This window comes from Streptomyces spirodelae (genome assembly GCF_017676385.1).
In the GTDB taxonomy this organism is placed as follows: Bacteria; Actinomycetota; Actinomycetes; order Streptomycetales; family Streptomycetaceae; genus Streptomyces; species Streptomyces spirodelae.
Genome location: NZ_JAFFZN010000014.1, coordinates 151556 through 168881, shown reverse-complemented (window position 1 = coordinate 168881; position 17326 = coordinate 151556). Strand labels below are relative to the sequence as shown.

The window sequence follows — 17326 nt, the reverse complement described above, 5'->3', positions numbered from 1 at the left end:
TCGCGAGGTACGCCCAGGTGGCGGCGGGGGACGCGGGCCGGTCCCGGCGGCCGGGACCGGGCCCGGCCGCCGGCTCAGTCCTGCTGCTTGCCCCGGCCGCTGAGCGCGTCGCGGGCGCGGTCGACGAGGCCGACCCCCGGGGCCACGGCCTTGAGGGCGGGCGGCTGGTGAGGGCTGGTGGGGTGCGGGCGGGTGGGTGCGGTCTTCTTGGCCTGCCGGACCTTGTCGCCCAGTTCGGTGAGCTCCAGTCGCGGCAGCACTTCCTTGAGCCGGGGGAAGAGGTTGTCCTCCTCGTCACTCACATGGGAGCGGACCTCCTGGATCAGGCTGGTCAGGATGTGGTCGAAGGCCGGGTCGCCGACGTGCAGGCCCTCGAGGTCCTTCATCAGCCGTTCGGCGCCCTTGTGGTCCTCCAGCTCCTTGTCCGCGAGCTCGTCCCCGCCGGGTACGTGGGAGCGTACCGCCGGGTACAGGTACTCCTCCTCCGCGATGGAGTGGCGCACCAGTTCGATCGTGGCCTGGTCCGCGTACCCCTTGCGCTTCTCGTCCCCGGGCGGCAGTGCCTCGATCTTGGCAAAGAGCTCCTCCACCTCGCGGTGGTCCGTGGTGAGTTCTTCGATGACCGTTCCACCATGTCCCATGGCGTCTCCTCCCAGTGGGCTGTCTCCAAGCTCGCTTCGAGGAAACCGGGTCCCCGCGCGGCACGGCGGGCTAACCTCCCGCCACCCGGGGGGCCGAGGAGGCAGGGTGAGCGTTTAGCCGGTGCCGGGCCTGGAACACCGTGACGTGTGTGGCTCCTGAGACCGCCGGGTGTGTACCCACCGCAAGGCGATTCCGACCTGCTGCTCGAAGCGCTGGCCGACGCCGCCGTACCGCGCGGCGCGCGGATGCTGGACGTGTGCACAGGCACCGGCATCGTCGCGCTGGCCGGCGCCCGGCTGGGCGCCGCCGAGGTGCACGCCGTGGACGTCTCGGCTCGGGCGGCGCTGGCCGCCGACTGGAACGCCCGGCTGCGGGGGCTGCCCGTCCGGGTGCACCGCGGAGACTTCCTGGCACGCGCCACGGGCCGCTACGACATCGTGACGGCCAACCCCCCGTATGTGCCGCACGCGGGACCGTGCGGGCGCTCCGGCCCACGCCGGGCCCGCGCCTGGAACGCCGGCCGGGACGGGCGCGGCGTGCTGGACCGGCTGTGCGAGTCCGCACCCCGGCTGCTCGCCCGGAACGGCGTCCTGCTGGTGGTGCACTCCGCGCTGAGCGGATCACAGCGGACCCTGGACATGTTGACCGAGGCGGGCCTGAAGGCGGCGGTGACGGCGCGCCGTACCCAGCCGTTCGGCCCCGTACTGCGGGAGCGTGCGCACTGGCTGGAGCAGCAGCGACTGATCGCTCCTGGACAGCGACACGAGGAACTGGTGGTCATCCGTGCCGACCTCACCCGATGAGCAGCCGCCTCCCCGCACCGCGACCGGGCCCGGCGACCCGCGCGAGCGCGAACCGCGCCCCGAACCGCACTCCGAACCGCGCCGCGACCGGCGCCGGGTGACCCTGGAGCAGGGCGGGCCCGTACTGGTGGAAGGTCCCGTGGAGGTCCGTCTCGACGACGGGAGCACGGTCGTCTCCGACCGCTTCATGACGGCACTGTGCACCTGCCGCCGCAGCCGCACCTACCCCTGGTGCGACACCAGTCACCGCCGCCGCTCCCGCCCCGCATGACCACAGCTCGCAGCGGCACCTCTCCTTGCAGCGTCGCGCCTCTCAGGGCAGCGGGGTACCGCCGGTCGCGTTGAGGACCTCCGCGGTCACGTAGTTGGCGTCATCGGAGGCGAGGAAGACATAGCCCGGCGCCATCTCGGCCGGCTGCGCGGGGCGTTGCAGCAGGCTCTTGGCGCCGAACTCGGAGGTGTCGGGCAGCGTCGAGGGGATCAGCGGCGTCCAGACGGGGCCCGGCGCCACGGCGTTGACGCGGATGCCGCGCTCGGCCAGGTTCTGCGCGAGGCCCTGGGTGAAGGTGACGATGCCGCCCTTGGTCATGGCGTAGTCCAGCAGATACGGCTTGGGCTGGTATGCCTGTACGGAAGTGCTGTTGATGACGCAGCCGCCCTGCGGGATGTGGGCGAGCGCCAGCTTGGTGACCCAGAACATGCCGTAGAGGTTGGTGCGCACCACCCGGTCGAACTGCTCGGTGCTGATGTCGTCGATGCCGCCGGACTGCGCCATCTGGAAGGCCGCGTTGTTGACCAGTACGTCGATCCGGCCGAACTCGCGCACGGTGCGCTCCACCAGGCGGCGGCACTCCGCTTCCTCGCGGATGTCGCAGGGTACGGCGACTGCTCGGCGGCCCGCGTCCTCCACCAGCCGGGTGGTTTCGCGCGCCTCGTTCTCCTCCTCGGGCAGATGGCTGAAGGCGACGTCGGCGCCCTCGCGGGCGTAGGCGAGAGCGACGGCTCGGCCGATGCCCGAGTCCCCGCCGGTGATCAGAGTGCGCCGGTCCGCCAGCCGTCCGCTGCCCCGGTAGGTGCGCTCCCCGTGGTCGGGACGGGGTTCCATGGCCTCGGTGTCACCCGGATGGGTCTGCTCCTGCTGCGGGAACTCCGGCTTGGGGTGCTTGTCCGCCGGGTGGCCGCCGGTCGGCTCGTTGGTGCCGCGGTTGCCGTTGCCGTCTGCGCTCATGTTCTCCTCCGGTTCCGGGTTCGCGACGGTGCCGGGCCCGCGGTGCGGGCCCGGCCGCCGGGTCAGCTCACGGACGCGCCCGCGGGGAAGCGCTCCCAGGCACGGTGCTCGGAGAGCGCCTGGGCGATCTGACCGAACACGGACCGCGGGTCGTCGGCCACCACCACACCGGCCGCGTCCTGCGGGCAGCCTGCGGCGGCGAGCACATCGGCTCCGTCACCCCACGCGCCCAGCGCCTTGGCGTGCCGGAACGCCTCGGAGACCAGCAGCAGGACGCGCGGGTCGATCCCGCCGCTGCCGGCGTGCAGCCCCGCCTTGGCGTCGCGGGCCCCGTAGGCGTCCTTCCCGGTGCCAGGCGCTGCCGCGAGCAGTAGGGCGTCGAACTCGACGGAGCGCGCGTTGGCGAAGGTCCGCTGGACGACGACGGGCCCGCCGGCGCCCGCCAGCTCTCCTCCGTGCGGGGCGATGACGAGCGGGACCATGCCCGCGCCGTGGACGGTGGCGCGCAGCGCGGAGAGCGCCGCCAGATCGCTGGTCTCGTCCGCGACGATGCCGATGACCCGGCCGTCGGTCGGCCAGGTGCGGCCGAGCTGGGAGAGGGCCGGGCTGGGAGTCACATCGGGAAGCGGGCCCGAGGGCTCGGGTGCCGGCAGCCCGAGCCCGGCCGCCACCCCGGCGCACAGCTCCGGGTCGATGTCGGCGAGCACGCGCAGCTGGCGCTCCTTGATGGCCTGCTCGTAGCACTTGCTCAGCTCGAAGGTGTAGGCGGCGATGACGTGCTCCCGCTCGACCGGGCTGAGGCTGAGGTAGAAGCGCCGCGGGTGGCTGGTGTGGTCGCTGAAGGACGCGGGCGCCGCACGTACCTTGGACGCCTGCGGAACGGTGACCGGAGTCTCCACATAGGCGCCCTCGCCCGCGCCCGCCAGGAAGGGGCAGCCGCCGTCGAGCGAGTTGGGGCGGTAAGCCGCAACACCGCTGTGCACCGCCGTCTGGTGCATACCGTCCCGCGTCATGTCGTTGATCGGCGCGTGCGGCCGGTTGATGGGCAGCTGTGCGAAGTTGGGGCCACCGAGCCGGGTGATCTGGGTGTCGATGTAGGAGAACAGCCGCCCGGCCAGCAGCGGGTCGTCCGTGATGTCGATGCCGGGCACCAGGTGGCCGGGGTGGAAGGCGACCTGTTCGGTCTCGGCGAAGAAGTTGGAGGGGTTGGCGGTGAGCGTCAGCAGCCCGATGGGCTGTACCGGCGCCCACTCCTCGGGCACGATCTTGGTCGGGTCGAGCAGGTCGATGCCCTCGAAGGTCTGTTCGGGGGTGTCGGGGAAGGTCTGGATGCCCAGCTCCCACTCCGGGAAGGCGCCGGCCTCGATGGCGTCGGCCAGGTCGCGGCGGTGGAAGTCGGGGTCGACGCCGTTGGTGATCTGGGCTTCTTCCCAGGTCATCGAGTGGACGCCGAGCTTGGGCTTCCAGTGGAACTTCACCAGGGTGGTCTCGCCCTGCTCGTCGACCAGCCGGAAGGTGTGGACGCCGAAGCCCTCCATCATCCGGAAGGAGCGCGGAATGGCGCGGTCGGACATGTTCCAGATGGTGTGGTGGGCGGCCTCGGTGTGCAGGGAGACGAAGTCCCAGAAGGTGTCGTGCGCGCTCTGCGCCTGCGGGATCTCCCGGTCCGGGTGCGGCTTTCCGGCGTGGATGACGTCGGGGAACTTGATGGCGTCCTGGATGAAGAAGACCGGGATGTTGTTGCCGACCAGGTCGAAGACGCCCTGCGGGGTGTAGAACTTCGTCGCGAAGCCGCGGGTGTCGCGCACCGTGTCGGCGGAGCCGCGCGAGCCGAGCACAGTGGAGAACCGTACGAAGACGGGCGTCTCGACATCCTTGCCGAGGAAGGCCGCCTTGCAGATCCTCGAGGCGGTGCCGTAGCCGCGGAAGACGCCGTGGGCCGCTGCGCCCCGGGCGTGCACCACCCGCTCCGGGATGCGTTCGTGGTCGAAGTGGGTGATCTTCTCCCGCAGATGGTGGTCCTGGAGCAGTACGGGACCGCGTTCACCGGCCTTGAGCGAGTGGTCCGTGTCGTACAGCCGCAGCCCCTGCGCCGTGGTGAGCCTGCCACCCGTCTGGGCCCACACGGCCGGGTCGACTCCCTCGGCGTGCTCGCCGGTGGCGGAGTAGATCTCCGGGCCCGACTGGTCCTGCTTGGGCGGAAGCGGCTCGCGCGGGGTGGTCGGCTCCTCGACGGGGGGCGGTTCGGGCGCCGGACGGCCGGGGATGAACGGCTCCCCTTCGCTGCTGTTCTCGTGGGTCGGGCCGGCCATGGAACCTCCAAGAGCGAGAGAGACGGACCACCGCAGGGGTAACCGGACCACCTCTCCCCGAAACGGGAGATCTGGGAAGTAACCGCAGATGCCACAGGGGCAGGCCGGGAAGGTGATACCCGCTCAGTTCGCCTCCGGGAGGCACACCTCCAGCACTCCGTCGTCCGTCACCCGGGTACGGAAGCTGGGCTGGGGTGCCGTTGCCGGGCCGCTGACGTTCCAGCCGTCCGAGAGCCGAAAGGTGCTGCCGTGCCAGGGGCAGGTCACACAGCCGTCGGAGACCGTGCCCTCGGACAGCGGGCCCGACTGGTGGGCACACCGGTCGGCGAGCACCCGCACGGTGCCGGAGGGCTCCCGGAAGACCAGCAACTTCACCTCGCCCAGCGAGGCGCTCGCGGCCTGCCCGACGGGGAAGCTGTCCGCCTTGCCCACCGGGTGCCAGCCGGGCCCGACCAGGTACGGCACGGGTTCGGACTGGTTGGGACCCGCGGACTGCCGGTAGGCGAGGTGACCGCCGATCAGCCCGCCCAGGCCGGCCATGGCCAGACCGCCGAAGCCGAGCATCCGTCCACGGCACTCGCGGCCGCGTACCCGGGCCCCGAGCGAGGCGGTGTACAGCCCCAGGGCCGCCACATTGGCCGCCGCGTGTACCAGCCCGGTACGCAGCTGCGGCTTGTGCAGCTGTGCCCAGTCGGTGGCGCCCGAGACAGCCGCGGGGAGCGCGGCCAGGATGCCGGTGCCGATCAGCACCCGGCTGGCGCGGCGGGTGCCGGGCAGCAGGTCGAGCAGCCCCGCCGAGTACCAGGCCCCGAGGGGCACCTGCACCAGTGCGGGGTGCAGCGGATGCCCCAGCCAGGTGCCGTGCAGTGCGTCCCGGATGCCCTTCAGCGGGGACTTGTGGACGGCGCTCTGCAGGGGGCCGATCGCGGGGTCGAGGGCGCGGAGGGTGCCCAGCCTGTCGAGCCACGCGGGGAGCGAGGAGGCCGCGGAAGGCTGCGCGGCCGGCGCCTTGAACGCCTGGGACACCTTGGCGGATTTGGACGACGTTTCGGAGGACATATCGCTCCGGTTGCCACACCTGGCCGCCGACAAACGGTCAGCGCGGCGCACCACTCCGTCAGGCGTAGCCCTGCCGGACGCAGTCCCCTTCCGCGCCTTCCGTCCCCGTTTCGGCAGCTGCCGCCAGGGGACCCGGCTGAGGTCCACCGAGCAGAGAGGAGCCGAGATGACTACGGCACGCGACATCATGTCCCCGGGCGCCGACTGTGTGCAGACGGACCAGACGGCGGCGGACGCGGCGGAACTGATGACCGAGCTGGGGGTGGGCGCTCTGCCCATCTGCGGGAAGGACAACAAGCTCAAGGGAGTCGTCACCGACCGCGACCTGGTGGTCAAGGTGCTGGGGCCGGGACGTGACCCGGCGAGCTTCCCGGCGGGCAGCCTCAATCAGGCCGAGGCCGTCACCATCGGCGCCGACGACAGCGCCGAGGAGGTGCTGGAGACCATGTCGCGGCACCAGGTGCGGCGCCTGCCGGTGATCGACGGTGACCAGCTCGTCGGGATGGTCGCGCTCGCGGATGTCGCCCGCTCACTCCCCCACCCGGAGACGGGACGGCTGGTGGAAGCCCTCTCGGCCGACTGACCCGGAGGGCCCGGGACCGGCCCTACGCGTCGGCTCGGCGTGCCCTCAGCCCCCTCCGCCCCCCGCACGGGTGTCATGGCGTCGGTGCGCGCGGCCGGGGGGCCGCCGTCTGCCCCGGTGAGTTTGTTCCGCGGATGACCGGGGCACTGCGGTATGCGGTCATCGAGGAGGGCGACCGCATGACACACTCACGGGCCCGCGCCACCCGGCGGGCCGCGCTGCGCAAGGCCGCCGAGCGCGGCTTCGAGGCCGCGGACCGGAGACTTCCCGTGGCGGTCGGCGGCAAGGCACTCATCCGTAAGGTGTTCCCCGAGCACTGGTCCTTCCTGCTCGGGGAACTGGCTCTGTACAGCTTTCTGGTGCTGTTGCTGACGGGGGTGTACCTCACCCTGTTCTTCGATGCGGATATGACGCAGATCCGCTATGAAGGCGCCTACCGGCCGCTGCGCGGCCAGCCGATGTCGGCGGCGTACGCCTCGACGCTGAAGATCAGCTTCGAGGTACGGGGCGGCCTGCTGGTCCGTCAGGTCCACCACTGGGCCGCGCTGGTCTTTGTGAGCGCCATCGGGGTGCACATGCTGCGGATCTTCTTCACCGGCGCCTTCCGCAAGCCCCGGGACATCAACTGGATCGTCGGGCTGACGCTGTTCGTGCTGGCGCTCGCCGAGGGCTTCTCGGGGTACTCCCTCCCCGACGACCTGCTCTCGGGCACCGGGCTGCGGATCGCGGAGGGCATCATGCTCTCGATCCCGGTGGTCGGTACGTACATCGTGATGTTCGTCTTCGGCGGCCAGTATCCGGGCCACGAGATCATCGACCGGCTCTATCCGCTGCACATCCTGCTCATCCCCGGGCTGCTGCTCGCGCTGGTGGTGCTCCACCTCCTGCTGGTGGTCGTCCTCCAGCACACGCACTGGAGCGGCCCCGGCAGGACCAACAAGAACGTGGTGGGCCACGCGCTGATGCCCCAGTTCGCCGCCCGCTCCAGCGGACTGTTCTTCATGGTCGCGGGGGTGCTGGGGATTCTGGGCGCCGTCGCGCAGATCAACCCCGTCTGGAACTACGGCCCCTACAACCCCAGTCAGGTCTCCACGGCCGCCCAGCCGGACTGGTACGTCGGCTTCCTGGAGGGGTCGCTGCGGCTGATGCCGCCGTTCGAGACGACCCTGTTCGGCCATACGCTGATGTGGAACGTGCTGGTGCCGGCCGTCATCCTGCCGGCGCTGCTGTTCCTGGTTCTGTACGCGTACCCGTTGTTCGAGCAGTGGATCACCGGCGGCGAGGAGACGCCGCACGTGTGCGACCGGCCCCGGAACCGGCCTGTGCGCACCGCGCTGGGCGTCGCCGGGATCACCTTCTACGGCGTGCTGCTGCTGGCGGGCGGCAACGACGTCCTGGCGTTCACCTTCGACATCTCGCTGAACAGACTGACCTGGGCGTTCCGCGTCGCACTGGTGGTGGGCCCGCCGCTGGCGTTCGTGCTGACGAAACGGCTGTGCCTGGCCCTGCAGAACCGGGACGCCCAGCGCGTGACCGAGGGCGAGGAGACCAGCCATGTGCGGCAGTCCGTGGAGGGCACCTTCAGCGCCGACCACGAACCGCTGCCGCAGGCGGAGACGTTCCGGCTGACCGCCCAGCGCTTCCCCCACCCGGTCGAGACGGACCCGTCGGCCGGTCGCTCCGCCCGGCTGCGCGCCGCGCTCAGCCGCTGGTACTACCAGGACTCACCGGCCCGGCAGTGGCGCGCCGTCCCCCACCACCGCCGGCGCGCACAGACCGCCGTCTCGGGGCTGCGGGCCGAACAGCGCGAAGGCCGTACGGTCAGTGATCGGTCCGCGCGTACTGGAAAACGAAGCCGAACACTCCGGCGCCGGTGAGTCCTGCACCGATCAGGGCCAGCCACAGCCCGAACACGGTGCCGGTGCCGGTCACCGCAACGCCCAGCGCGGTCAGCACCGGGTAGGGGCTGCCTGCCGGGAAGAAGCCCAGCGGGCCGCCCCGTTCGTGGATCTCCCCCGTCAGGCGGTCCTCGGGCCGGGTGCCCCGGCGCTTGTACTGCACCGTGAGGAAGAACGAGACCAGCGCGGCCATCAGACACGCGATCAGTACCGCGGCAGTCCCGGCTGGGTCGTCGCCGTACAGCGCGTACGGAATGGTGACGCAGGCGAAGAAGAGCGAGACGCCCGCGAAGAGCATGGCTTCGAGCTTCATCAGGCACTCCCCTTGTCGGACGGATGCCGGGGGTCGGTGTCCTTCGTGGGCGGCGCCGCCAGGTCCACCGACGAGTCAGGAGGCCCGGGGCGCACCCCGGTGCTCTCGGGCGCGCCGGGTGCCACGATCGCCACCTCCTCCTCGGCCTCGGGGTGGTGCAGCCAGAAGGCCGGGGAGTCGGAGCGGATGGTGGGCAGGGCCGTGAAGTTGTGGCGGGGCGGCGGGCAGGAGGTCGCCCACTCCAGGGAGCGTCCGAAGCCCCAGGGGTCGTCCTCGGTGACCTTCTCGGTGTGCGTGGTCGTCCACCACACGTTGTAGAGGAAGACCAGGGTGGAGACCCCCAGGGTGAACGCGCCGATCGTGGAGACCATGTTGAGCGCCGTGAAACCGTCCGCGGGCAGATTGTCGGCGTACCGGCGGGGCATGCCCTCGGCGCCGAGCCAGTGCTGCACCAGGAACGTGACCTGGAAGCCGATCAGCGTCAGCCAGAAGTGCACCTTGCCGAGGCGTTCCCCCAGCATCCGCCCGGTCAGCTTCGGCCACCAGAAGTAGAAGCCGCCGAACATGGCGAAGACAACGGTGCCGAAGAGCACGTAGTGCAGATGGGCGACGATGAAATAGCTGTCCGTCGTGTGGAAGTCCAGCGGCGGGGAGGCGATCAGCACGCCGCTGAGGCCGCCGAGCAGGAAGGTGACCAGGAAGCCGATGGCCCACAGCATCGGCGTCTCGAAACTCAGCGAGCCCTTCCACATGGTGCCGATCCAGTTGAAGAACTTCACCCCGGTGGGCACGGCGATCAGGAAGGACATCAGGGAGAAGAACGGCAGCAGTACGGCGCCCGTCGCGAACATGTGGTGCGCCCAGACGACGGCGGAGAGCATGGTGATGGTCGCCGTGGCACCGACCAGCCCGAGGTAGCCGAACAGCGGCTTTCTGCTGAAGACCGGAAGGATCTCGCTGACGACGCCGAAGAACGGCAGTGCCACGATGTAGACCTCCGGGTGCCCGAAGAACCAGAACAGGTGCTGCCACAGGATGGCGCCGCCGTTGGACGGGTCGAAGATATGGCTGCCGAACTTGCGGTCAGCCTCCAGCGCCAGCAGCGCGGCCGACAGCACGGGGAACGCGAACAGCGCCAGGATCGATGTGAACAGCACGTTCCAGGTGAACAGCGGCATCCGGAACATCGTCATGCCCGGGGCGCGCAGACAGATGATGGTGGTGATGAAGTTGACGGCGCCCAGGATGGTGCTCAGCCCGGCCACGGACAGCCCCATGGTCCACAGGTCACCGCCCGTACCGGGGGTGTACTCGGGCCCGTTCAGCGGCGCGTACGCGAACCAGCCGAAGTCCGCTGCGCCGCTGGGGGTCAGAAAGCCGCCGACCACCATCAGCCCGCCGAAGAGGTACACCCAGTAGGTGAAGGCGTTCAGCCGGGGAAAGGCCACATCGGGCGCCCCGATCTGCAGCGGCATGATGGCGTTGGCGAACCCCGCGAACAGCGGGGTGGCGAACAGCAGCATCATGATGGTGCCGTGCACGGTGAACAGCTGGTTGTACTCCCCCTTGGAGACGACCTGCATACCGGGGTGTGCCAGCTCGGTCCGCATCACCAGGGCCATGGCGCCGGCGGCGAGGAAGAAACAGAAAGATGTGACGAGGTAGAGGTTGCCGATCACCTTGTGGTCGGTCGTCGTCAACCATCGCAGCACCATGGCGCCTCCGCTTGGGTCGGCCGAACGTTGTTGCTGGGTCCGCCGTGTCTTCCGCCGAACCCTGTTTCGTCGTGGCTGGCCGCCGTAGCGGCGGACATGGATGCGGGGGCTCCGCCCCCGCCGCCCCGGTAAGGGCTGGGGCATCGGCCGTCGCCCGCCTCGGGTAAGGAGCCGGGGCTTCCGGCCCTCCCCGGGCCGGGGGTGCGGGGGCGGAGCCCCCGTTGATGTTTCCGCCGCGACGGCGAGCACCCACGACGATGCGTGACCGGCGGCAAAGGGTTCACCGCAACCGCCGCGTTCGGCCGGCGCCCGCGACGAGTGCTGCCGCGCCGACGGCCGCCGCGGCCGGTGCCGCGAGGCGGGCGGCGCGCCGGTACCAGGACGGTGCGGGTTTCGCGGTCGGCTCCGCGTCAGCTCGATAGGCGCGGCGGACCAGTTCGGCGAGGTGCACAGGATCGGTGTCCAGGCCCGCTGCGCCCAGCTGGGTCTTGCAGGAGAACCCGTTGGCCACCACCGTGGTGCCAGGGTCCGCGTCGCGGACTGCGGGCAGCAGCGCCTGTTCACCGCAGTCCATGGAGATGCCGTACTTGCCCTGTTCGAACCCCCAGGACCCGGCCAGTCCGCAGCAGCCGCCTGCCAGGTCCGCGGCCTGGACGCCGAGTTGCTCCAGCAGCTTGCGGTCGGCTGCGGTCCCGCCGGTGGCGCGCTGGTGGCAGTGGACCCACAGCAGTGCGGGCCCGGCGCCGTCCAGCCGGGGCGGTGTGATGCCGTAGGTGTCGAAGAACTCGGCGAAGTGGTGGGCGTTGGCGGCCAGCCGCCTGGCGTCGTTGTCGTGTGGGAGCAGCTTGGTCAACTCGTCCTTGAAGACGGCCAGGCAGCTGGGTTCCATGCCGACGACGGGGGTGTCGGCACGCAGGTGCGGGCGGAGCGCGTCCAGGACGGAGTGCAGATAGCGTTCGGCGGCGTCCAGGAAGCCGTAGTCGTAGAGCGGCCGCCCGCAGCACACGTGCTGCTCGGGCATGACGACCCGCCATCCGGCGGCCTCGATGGCCTCCACGCAGGCGACGCCGACGTCCGTGTCGAAGTAGTTGTTGAAGGTGTCGGGGAAGAGGACGACGGGGCGGCCGCCCGGGTTGGCGGTGCCGCCGCGCTGCCGAAACCACCGCTGGAGTGTCATCGGCGCGAACGCCGGAAGCGGCCTGCGCCGGTCGATACCGGCGACGAGCTTGGCGATCCGGCCCAGGAGTGGGGCGTGGGTGACCAGGTTGGCGGCCTCCGGCAGCCGGGAGGCGAGGCGGGACGCCTGGTCGATGAAGCCGAACGCGTAGGCGTGGCGCGGGCGCCACCTGCGGGCCGATTTGAAGTGGTGGTACAGGAACTCGGCCTTGTAGGTGGGCATGTCGACGTTGACCGGGCAGTCGTTGGTGCAGCCCTTGCAGGCCAGGCACAGGTCGAGCGCGTCGTAGACCTCCTTGGACTGCCAGCCGTCCTCGACGGTCTCGCCGCGCAGCATCTCGTGCAGCAGCCGGGCCCGGCCGCGGGTGGTGTGCTCCTCCTCGCGGGTGACCTGGTAGCTGGGGCACATGGTCTGGCCCTGGGAGGCGTCCGGCACACGGCAGGCGCCGATGCCCACGCAGCGCAGGCCGGCGTGGGCGAAGTCGCCGTTGTCCTCGGCGTAGGCGAACTTGACGTCGGGCCGCGGGGGGTTGAAGCCGGAGCCCAGCCGCAGGTCCTCGTCCAGCCGGTAGGCGTCCACGACCTTGCCCGGGTTCATCCTGGCCTCGGGGTCCCAGATCTGCTTGAACTCGCGCATGGCCTGCACCAGCTCGCTGCCGTACTGCCGCTCCAGCAGCTCGCCGCGCTGCTGCCCGTCGCCGTGTTCGCCGGATAGCGAGCCTCCCATGGAGGTGACGAGGTCGGCGGCCTCCTCCATGAAGGCGCGGTAGCCTGCCACGCCCTCGGCGGAGAGCAGATCGAAGCTGATCCTGGAGTGGACGCAGCCCTGTGCGAAGTGCCCGTACATCGCGCCGCGCAGTCCGTGCTTGTCGAGCAGGGAGCGCAGGGCCGTGACGTATTCGCCGAGCCTGGCCGGTGGTACGGCGGAGTCCTCCCAGCCCGGCCAGTGGTCGCCGTCGGGCGGGAAGGCGGTGGCGCCCAGCCCGCTCTCGCGGACCTTCCACAGGTTCTGCGCCTGCTCCTCGTCCTCGTCGCTGGTGGTGATCCGGTCGGGTGCGTAGCCGCGTTCCTTGGTCAGCCAGGCGGCGAACCGTTCGGCCTGTGCGCGCGCCTCCTGTTTGGTGTCGGCGCCGAACTCGACGAGTAGCCAGGCGGCGCCGCCCTGCCTGGGGAGCTGTTGGAGGGAGGCGAGGTTCATGTGCTGGAGCTTCTGGTCCTGGATGAGCTGTTCGTCCAGGGCTTCCAGGCCGATCGGGCGGAAGGTGCGGGTGCAGATGTCGGCGTCCACGGCGGCCGCGGCGATCTGGTCGTACTCGACGACCACGAGTGACCGCTCCAGCAGCGCCGGGGTGAGCTTCATCTGGGCCTGGAGGACGGTGGCGCAGGTGGACTCAGTGCCGACCAGGGCGCGGGCCACGTTGAAGCCGTTCTCGGGCAGCAGTTCGTCCAGGTTGTAGCCGGAAACCCGGCGGGGCATCTCGGCCACCGAGGGGAAGCCGGCGCGGATGGCGTCGGCGTACCGGTCGCGCAGGTCCCGGAGCTTGGCGTAGATCTCGCCCTTGGGCCCCCCGGCGGCGGTGATCGACTCCAGGTCCTTCTCCTCGTCGACACCCACCCAGAAGCGGTCGCCGGCGTAGGTGACGATCTCCAGCGCTTCCACATTGTCGGAGGTGCGCGGTCCCGGCCCGTACAGCTGGGACTGCACGGAGTGGATGCCGCAGGAGTTGTTGCCGATGTTCCCGCCGATGACGCAGCGGGAGTGGGTCGAGGGGTCGGGGCCGAAGACCAGGTTCCAGGCGCCGGTGTGCCGGTTGAGCTCCTCGTTGATGACCCCGGGCTCCACGGTGACGAGCCGCTGCGCGGCATCCACCTCGCCGATACGGGTGAGGTACTTGGAGTGGTCGATGACCACGGCGTAGTTGACGGTTTCACCGGACAGGCTGGTGCCTCCGCCGCGGTTCAGGACGGGCGCGCCGTACTCGTGGCAGATCCGGTGGGTGGCGACCACGTCGTCGAGGGTCCTGGGCACCACGACACCGATGGGCACCTGGCGGAAGTTGGAGGCGTCGTGGGCGTACAGCCCCTTGGCGGCGGTGTCGAAGCGGACCTCGCCCTCGATCGCCTTGCCCAGTGCCTTGGCCAGCTTTCCGGCCGCGATCACTCGGCGCGCGCGGGGCGGCCCCGCCACCGCGGGCGTGGTCTTGGCGGGGACCTCCTCCGTACGGGAACCGGTGGCGGTGCGGGTGCGGTGGGTGTTGGCCATTGCGGGTCGCCTTCGGTCGCGTTCGGACACGTTCGGTCGGGTGGCTGGCTCGGGGCGGGTCGCCGGGCGGATCGATGGCGCGCTCAGCCGGGGCGGTGGCCGTGGACGCGGTACGGTTCGGCGTCCGTCCACCGCACTTCGAGGCCGAGACCCGGCCGGTCCCGCGCGGGGCGCAGCACGCCGTCGACCGGCCGCTGGATGCCGTCGAACAGCAGTTCCTCGACCCGGACGTGGTCATGGAAGTACTCCAGGTGACGGAGCCGCTCGACGGCACAGAAAGCGTGGGCCGAGACCGCCGGGGCGCAGTGCGCCGACAGGTCGACACGGTGGGCCGCGGTCAGACCGGCGACCTGGAGCAGCCCCGTGATGCCGCCACAGCGCGTGACGTCCGCCTGCAGGCAGTCCACGGCCCCCGCCTCCAGCAGCGCCGTGAAGTCGCCCAGTACGAAGCCGTACTCCCCCGCCGCGATCTCCAGCCGTCCGGGGCCCTGGTCGCGCAGCAGCCGCAGGCCCGGGGTGTCGTCGGAGCTGACCGGCTCCTCCAGCCACCGCACGTCCCACTCCTCGGCCAGCCGCCGCGCCCAGTAGAGGGCTTCCTTGCGGTTCAGGGCTCCGTTGGCGTCGGTGTACAGCTCCGTCCCGGGGCCGACGGCCTCGCGTACCGCGGCCAGGCGTGCCGGGTCCCGGTCGGGGTGACGGGAGATCTTCAGCTTGACCCGCGGGATGCACTCGCGCACCCAGTCGGAGAGCTGTTCGGTGAGCCGGCCGATGGAGTAGTTGGTGAAGCCGCCGCTGCCGTAGACGGGCACCTCGTCGTGGAGGGCGGGCAGGAGCTGGTACAGCGGCAGTCCCAGCAGCCGCGCCTTGAGATCCCACAGGGCGATGTCGACGGCGGAGACGGCCATGGCGCCGGGCCCCGGCCGGCCCGCGTTGCGGATGGCGGCGAACATCCGGTGCCACAGGGCCGCCGGCGCGAACACATCGCCGCCCCGCACCACCGGGGCGAGCTTGGCGGCGATGAACCCGGCGAGCGACTCGTCACCGTAGGTGTAGCCCGTTCCGGTGAACGGTCCGGCGTGCGCCTCCACGACGACGGCCGTGGTGGCCTCCCAGCGCAGGGTGCCGTCCTCCTCCGCACCGTCTGGGCCGTCGGTGGGCACCTGAAAGGCGTGGACGGTCAGCTCATCCACCGCCACCCGGCCGGATGCGGCCACGTGCCGGCCAGGTGCGGCCAGCTGCTGTGTTGCCCCCTGTGCTGCCCCTGAGGAGGTCACCGTCCGCCGTCCCCTTCCGCTCGCCTGGCGCCGTGTGGTCGCGCGCGGTCAGCCGTGTGCCTCGCGCGCGGTCATGGGTACCTCGCGGGGGGTCGGTGAAACGGGTGGGCACTGCTGAGCTGCGGCGCGTTTGCGGGTGCCCCGGTCGTGGGACCCGGGCCGGGACCGTCGCGTCGACCTGTGAAATGGGAGTACCAATGGCGCAGCAAGTAGCCGACTTCGTTCTCTCACGCCTCCGCGAATGGGGCGTGCACCGGGTCTACGGGTACCCCGGCGACGGCATCAACGGCATGCTGGGCGCTTTCGACCGCGCCAAGGGTGATCCGGAGTTCGTCCAGACCCGGCACGAGGAGATGGCCGCGTTCATGGCGTGCGGGCACGCCAAGTTCACCGGGGATGTCGGGGTCTGCGCCGCCACCTCGGGACCCGGCGCGATCCACCTGCTCAACGGCCTCTACGACGCGAAGCTGGACCATCAGCCGGTGGTGGCGGTCGTCGGGCAGCAGAAGCGGCTCGCGCAGGGCACCCACTACCAGCAGGAAGTCGCCCTGGAGCAGCTCTTCGCCGATGTGTCGGAGTTCTGCCAGGTCTGTATGCACCCGGGGCAGGTGCGGCACGTGATCGACCGCGCGTTCAAGACGGCGCTGACGACGCGCTCGGTCGCCACGATCATCATTCCGGAGGACATCCAGGAGGCGGAGGCACAGCCCTCGCCGCCCAAGACCCACGGCTCCGTCTACTCCAGCGTCGGCTGGAGCCAGCCGCGAATCCTGCCCAACAAGGAGGAGCTGCGCAAGGCGGCCGACATCCTCAACGAAGGGCAGAAGGTCGCCATCATGATCGGCCAGGGGGCGGCGCACGCCGAGGCCGAGGTGGTGGAGGCCGCCGAGCTGCTGGGGGCCGGGATCGCCAAGGCGCTGCTGGGCCGGGAGGCCGTCCCGGACGAGCTGCCGTTCGTCACAGGGCCTGTCGGACTGCTGGGCAGCAAGGCCAGCGACGAGATGATCATGAACTGTGACACCCTGTTCATGATCGGGACCAGCTTCCCGTACGCCGAATGGCTGCCGGACGAGGGCAGCTGCAAGGGCGTCGAGATCGATATCGACGGCCGGATGATCGGCATCCGCTACCCCATGGACGCCCATGTGGTCGGTGACGCCAAGGAGACGCTCAAGGAGCTGATCCCGCTGCTCAACCGCAAGGAGGACCGCTCCTGGCGGGAGAAGATCGAGGAGAACGTCCGCGCCTGGAACACCGTCCTGGACAAGCGCGCCGCGCAGACCTTCGACGGCAAGATCAACCCGCAGGCCGTGGCGCACGAGGTCTCCTCGCTGCTGCCGGACGGCGCCATCCTCACCGCGGACTCCGGCTCGGCCACCAACTGGTGGGCCCGCCACATCAAGCTGCGCAAGGGTATGCAGGCGTCGCTGTCCGGCACGCTGGCCACCATGGGTCCCGGCGTGCCGTATGCCATCGCGGCGCGGTTCGCCTACCCGGACCGGCCGGTGATCGCCTTCGTCGGGGACGGCGCCTTCCAGATGAACGGCATGAACGAGATGATCACCGTCAAGCGCTACGCCGACCGGATGGCCGGCTCGCCGCCGTTGATCTTCTGCGTGCTCAACAACCAGGACCTCAACCAGGTCACCTGGGAGCAGCGCGCCATGGGCGGCGATCCCAAGTACCCGGGCTCCCAGTTCATCCCGGACTTCCCCTACGCCGAATACGCGGAGCTGGCCGGGCTGCACGGCATCCGCTGCGACGACCCGAAGAAGGTCACCTCCGCCTGGCAGGAGGCGCTGGCCTCCGACCGCCCGGTCGTCCTGGAGTTCGTCGTCGACAACGAGATCGCCCCGATCCCGCCGCACATCATGAAGGAGCAGGGCAAGAAGGCCGTCAAGGCGGGTATTCGCGATCCCGAACGCACCGGGATCGCGACCCGGGGCTTCCGCCAGAAGTTGACGGAGGTCTATGAGAACCTGCCCGGCCGCAAGCACGACTGAGCGGGTAACCGAATTGGCCGGGGCCGGGGCGCTGCCCCGGCCCCGGCCAATTCGGCG

13 protein-coding genes are annotated in these 17326 nt (G+C 70.7%); 5 read left to right on the top strand and 8 right to left on the bottom strand.

Annotation, left to right across the window (positions count from 1 at the left end):
* Positions 1-74: 74 nt before the first annotated feature.
* The gene (locus tag JW592_RS17050; RefSeq protein WP_209265963.1) at positions 75-641 is read right to left on the bottom strand and encodes a hemerythrin domain-containing protein; all 567 of its coding nucleotides are present in this window, start codon (positions 639-641) and stop codon (positions 75-77) included.
* 171 nt (positions 642-812) lie between these two features.
* Here JW592_RS17050 and JW592_RS17045 point away from each other — a divergent pair, with 171 nt between their 5' ends.
* Positions 813-1445 carry a HemK2/MTQ2 family protein methyltransferase gene (locus JW592_RS17045; protein WP_307805441.1) on the top strand — a complete coding sequence of 211 codons (633 nt, stop codon included), beginning with the start codon at positions 813-815 and terminating at the stop codon, positions 1443-1445.
* Positions 1426-1716 carry a CDGSH iron-sulfur domain-containing protein gene (locus JW592_RS33380; protein ID WP_307805440.1) on the top strand — a complete coding sequence of 97 codons (291 nt, stop codon included), beginning with the start codon at positions 1426-1428 and terminating at the stop codon, positions 1714-1716. Before JW592_RS17045 ends, JW592_RS33380 begins: the two co-directional genes overlap by 20 nt.
* Positions 1717-1758: 42 nt before the next feature.
* Here JW592_RS33380 and JW592_RS17035 read toward each other — a convergent pair whose 3' ends face one another.
* The 3 genes from JW592_RS17035 to JW592_RS17025 all read right to left on the bottom strand — a co-directional run bounded on the left by JW592_RS17035 (position 1759) and on the right by JW592_RS17025 (position 6044).
* A complete protein-coding gene (locus JW592_RS17035) occupies positions 1759-2673 on the bottom strand; it encodes an SDR family oxidoreductase (RefSeq protein WP_209265961.1) in 915 nt (304 codons plus the stop codon).
* A gap of 62 nt (positions 2674-2735) precedes the next feature.
* Positions 2736-4985 carry a catalase gene (locus JW592_RS17030; protein ID WP_209265960.1) on the bottom strand — a complete coding sequence of 750 codons (2250 nt, stop codon included), beginning with the start codon at positions 4983-4985 and terminating at the stop codon, positions 2736-2738.
* Positions 4986-5108: 123 nt separating this feature from the next.
* Positions 5109-6044 (bottom strand): Rieske (2Fe-2S) protein, encoded by a 936-nt coding sequence (locus JW592_RS17025; protein ID WP_209265959.1) that lies wholly within the window; start codon positions 6042-6044, stop codon positions 5109-5111.
* Between the two features lie 166 nt (positions 6045-6210).
* On the opposite strand from JW592_RS17025, the gene JW592_RS17020 reads away from it, so the two are divergent.
* Complete coding sequence (locus tag JW592_RS17020) at positions 6211-6627, top strand: CBS domain-containing protein (protein ID WP_209265958.1); 417 nt, start codon at positions 6211-6213, stop codon at positions 6625-6627.
* Positions 6628-6806: 179 nt separating this feature from the next.
* A complete protein-coding gene (gene qcrB / locus JW592_RS17015; RefSeq protein ID WP_209265957.1) occupies positions 6807-8504 on the top strand; it encodes a cytochrome bc1 complex cytochrome b subunit in 1698 nt (565 codons plus the stop codon).
* Here the strand turns inward: qcrB and ctaF are convergent.
* From ctaF to JW592_RS16995, 4 genes are all read right to left on the bottom strand, one after another.
* Entirely contained in the window at positions 8449-8838 is a 390-nt protein-coding gene (ctaF, locus tag JW592_RS17010; RefSeq protein ID WP_209265956.1) for an aa3-type cytochrome oxidase subunit IV, read from the bottom strand. The two genes, qcrB and ctaF, sit on opposite strands and share 56 nt — an antisense overlap.
* Positions 8838-10553: an aa3-type cytochrome oxidase subunit I gene (gene ctaD / locus JW592_RS17005; protein ID WP_209265955.1), complete on the bottom strand. Its 1716-nt coding sequence runs from the start codon at positions 10551-10553 to the stop codon at positions 8838-8840. Before ctaD ends, ctaF begins: the two co-directional genes overlap by 1 nt.
* Positions 10554-10833: 280 nt before the next feature.
* On the bottom strand, positions 10834-13992 hold the full coding sequence (locus JW592_RS17000) for an FAD-binding and (Fe-S)-binding domain-containing protein (RefSeq protein WP_209265954.1): 3159 nt from the start codon (positions 13990-13992) through the stop codon (positions 10834-10836).
* Between the two features lie 83 nt (positions 13993-14075).
* Positions 14076-15227, bottom strand: coding sequence for an enolase C-terminal domain-like protein (locus JW592_RS16995; RefSeq protein WP_209265990.1), 1152 nt, complete (start codon positions 15225-15227; stop codon positions 14076-14078).
* Between the two features lie 236 nt (positions 15228-15463).
* Between JW592_RS16995 and JW592_RS16990 the strand changes: the two genes are divergently transcribed.
* Positions 15464-17269: a thiamine pyrophosphate-requiring protein gene (locus JW592_RS16990; protein WP_209265953.1), complete on the top strand. Its 1806-nt coding sequence runs from the start codon at positions 15464-15466 to the stop codon at positions 17267-17269.
* The last annotated feature ends 57 nt before the right edge of the window (positions 17270-17326 follow it).

Bases quoted from the DNA above. Each gene is read 5' to 3' on its own strand.
- qcrB (WP_209265957.1), top strand. From the start codon at position 6,807: ATGACACACTCACGGGCCCGCGCCACCCGGCGGGCCGCGCTGCGCAAG.
- JW592_RS17020 (WP_209265958.1), top strand. From the start codon at position 6,211: ATGACTACGGCACGCGACATCATGTCCCCGGGCGCCGACTGTGTGCAG.
- ctaD (WP_209265955.1), bottom strand. From the start codon at position 10,553: ATGGTGCTGCGATGGTTGACGACGACCGACCACAAGGTGATCGGCAAC.
- JW592_RS17025 (WP_209265959.1), bottom strand. From the start codon at position 6,044: ATGTCCTCCGAAACGTCGTCCAAATCCGCCAAGGTGTCCCAGGCGTTC.
- JW592_RS16990 (WP_209265953.1), top strand. From the start codon at position 15,464: ATGGCGCAGCAAGTAGCCGACTTCGTTCTCTCACGCCTCCGCGAATGG.
- JW592_RS17030 (WP_209265960.1), bottom strand. From the start codon at position 4,985: ATGGCCGGCCCGACCCACGAGAACAGCAGCGAAGGGGAGCCGTTCATC.
- JW592_RS17000 (WP_209265954.1), bottom strand. From the start codon at position 13,992: ATGGCCAACACCCACCGCACCCGCACCGCCACCGGTTCCCGTACGGAG.
- JW592_RS17050 (WP_209265963.1), bottom strand. From the start codon at position 641: ATGGGACATGGTGGAACGGTCATCGAAGAACTCACCACGGACCACCGC.
- JW592_RS17035 (WP_209265961.1), bottom strand. From the start codon at position 2,673: ATGAGCGCAGACGGCAACGGCAACCGCGGCACCAACGAGCCGACCGGC.
- ctaF (WP_209265956.1), bottom strand. From the start codon at position 8,838: ATGAAGCTCGAAGCCATGCTCTTCGCGGGCGTCTCGCTCTTCTTCGCC.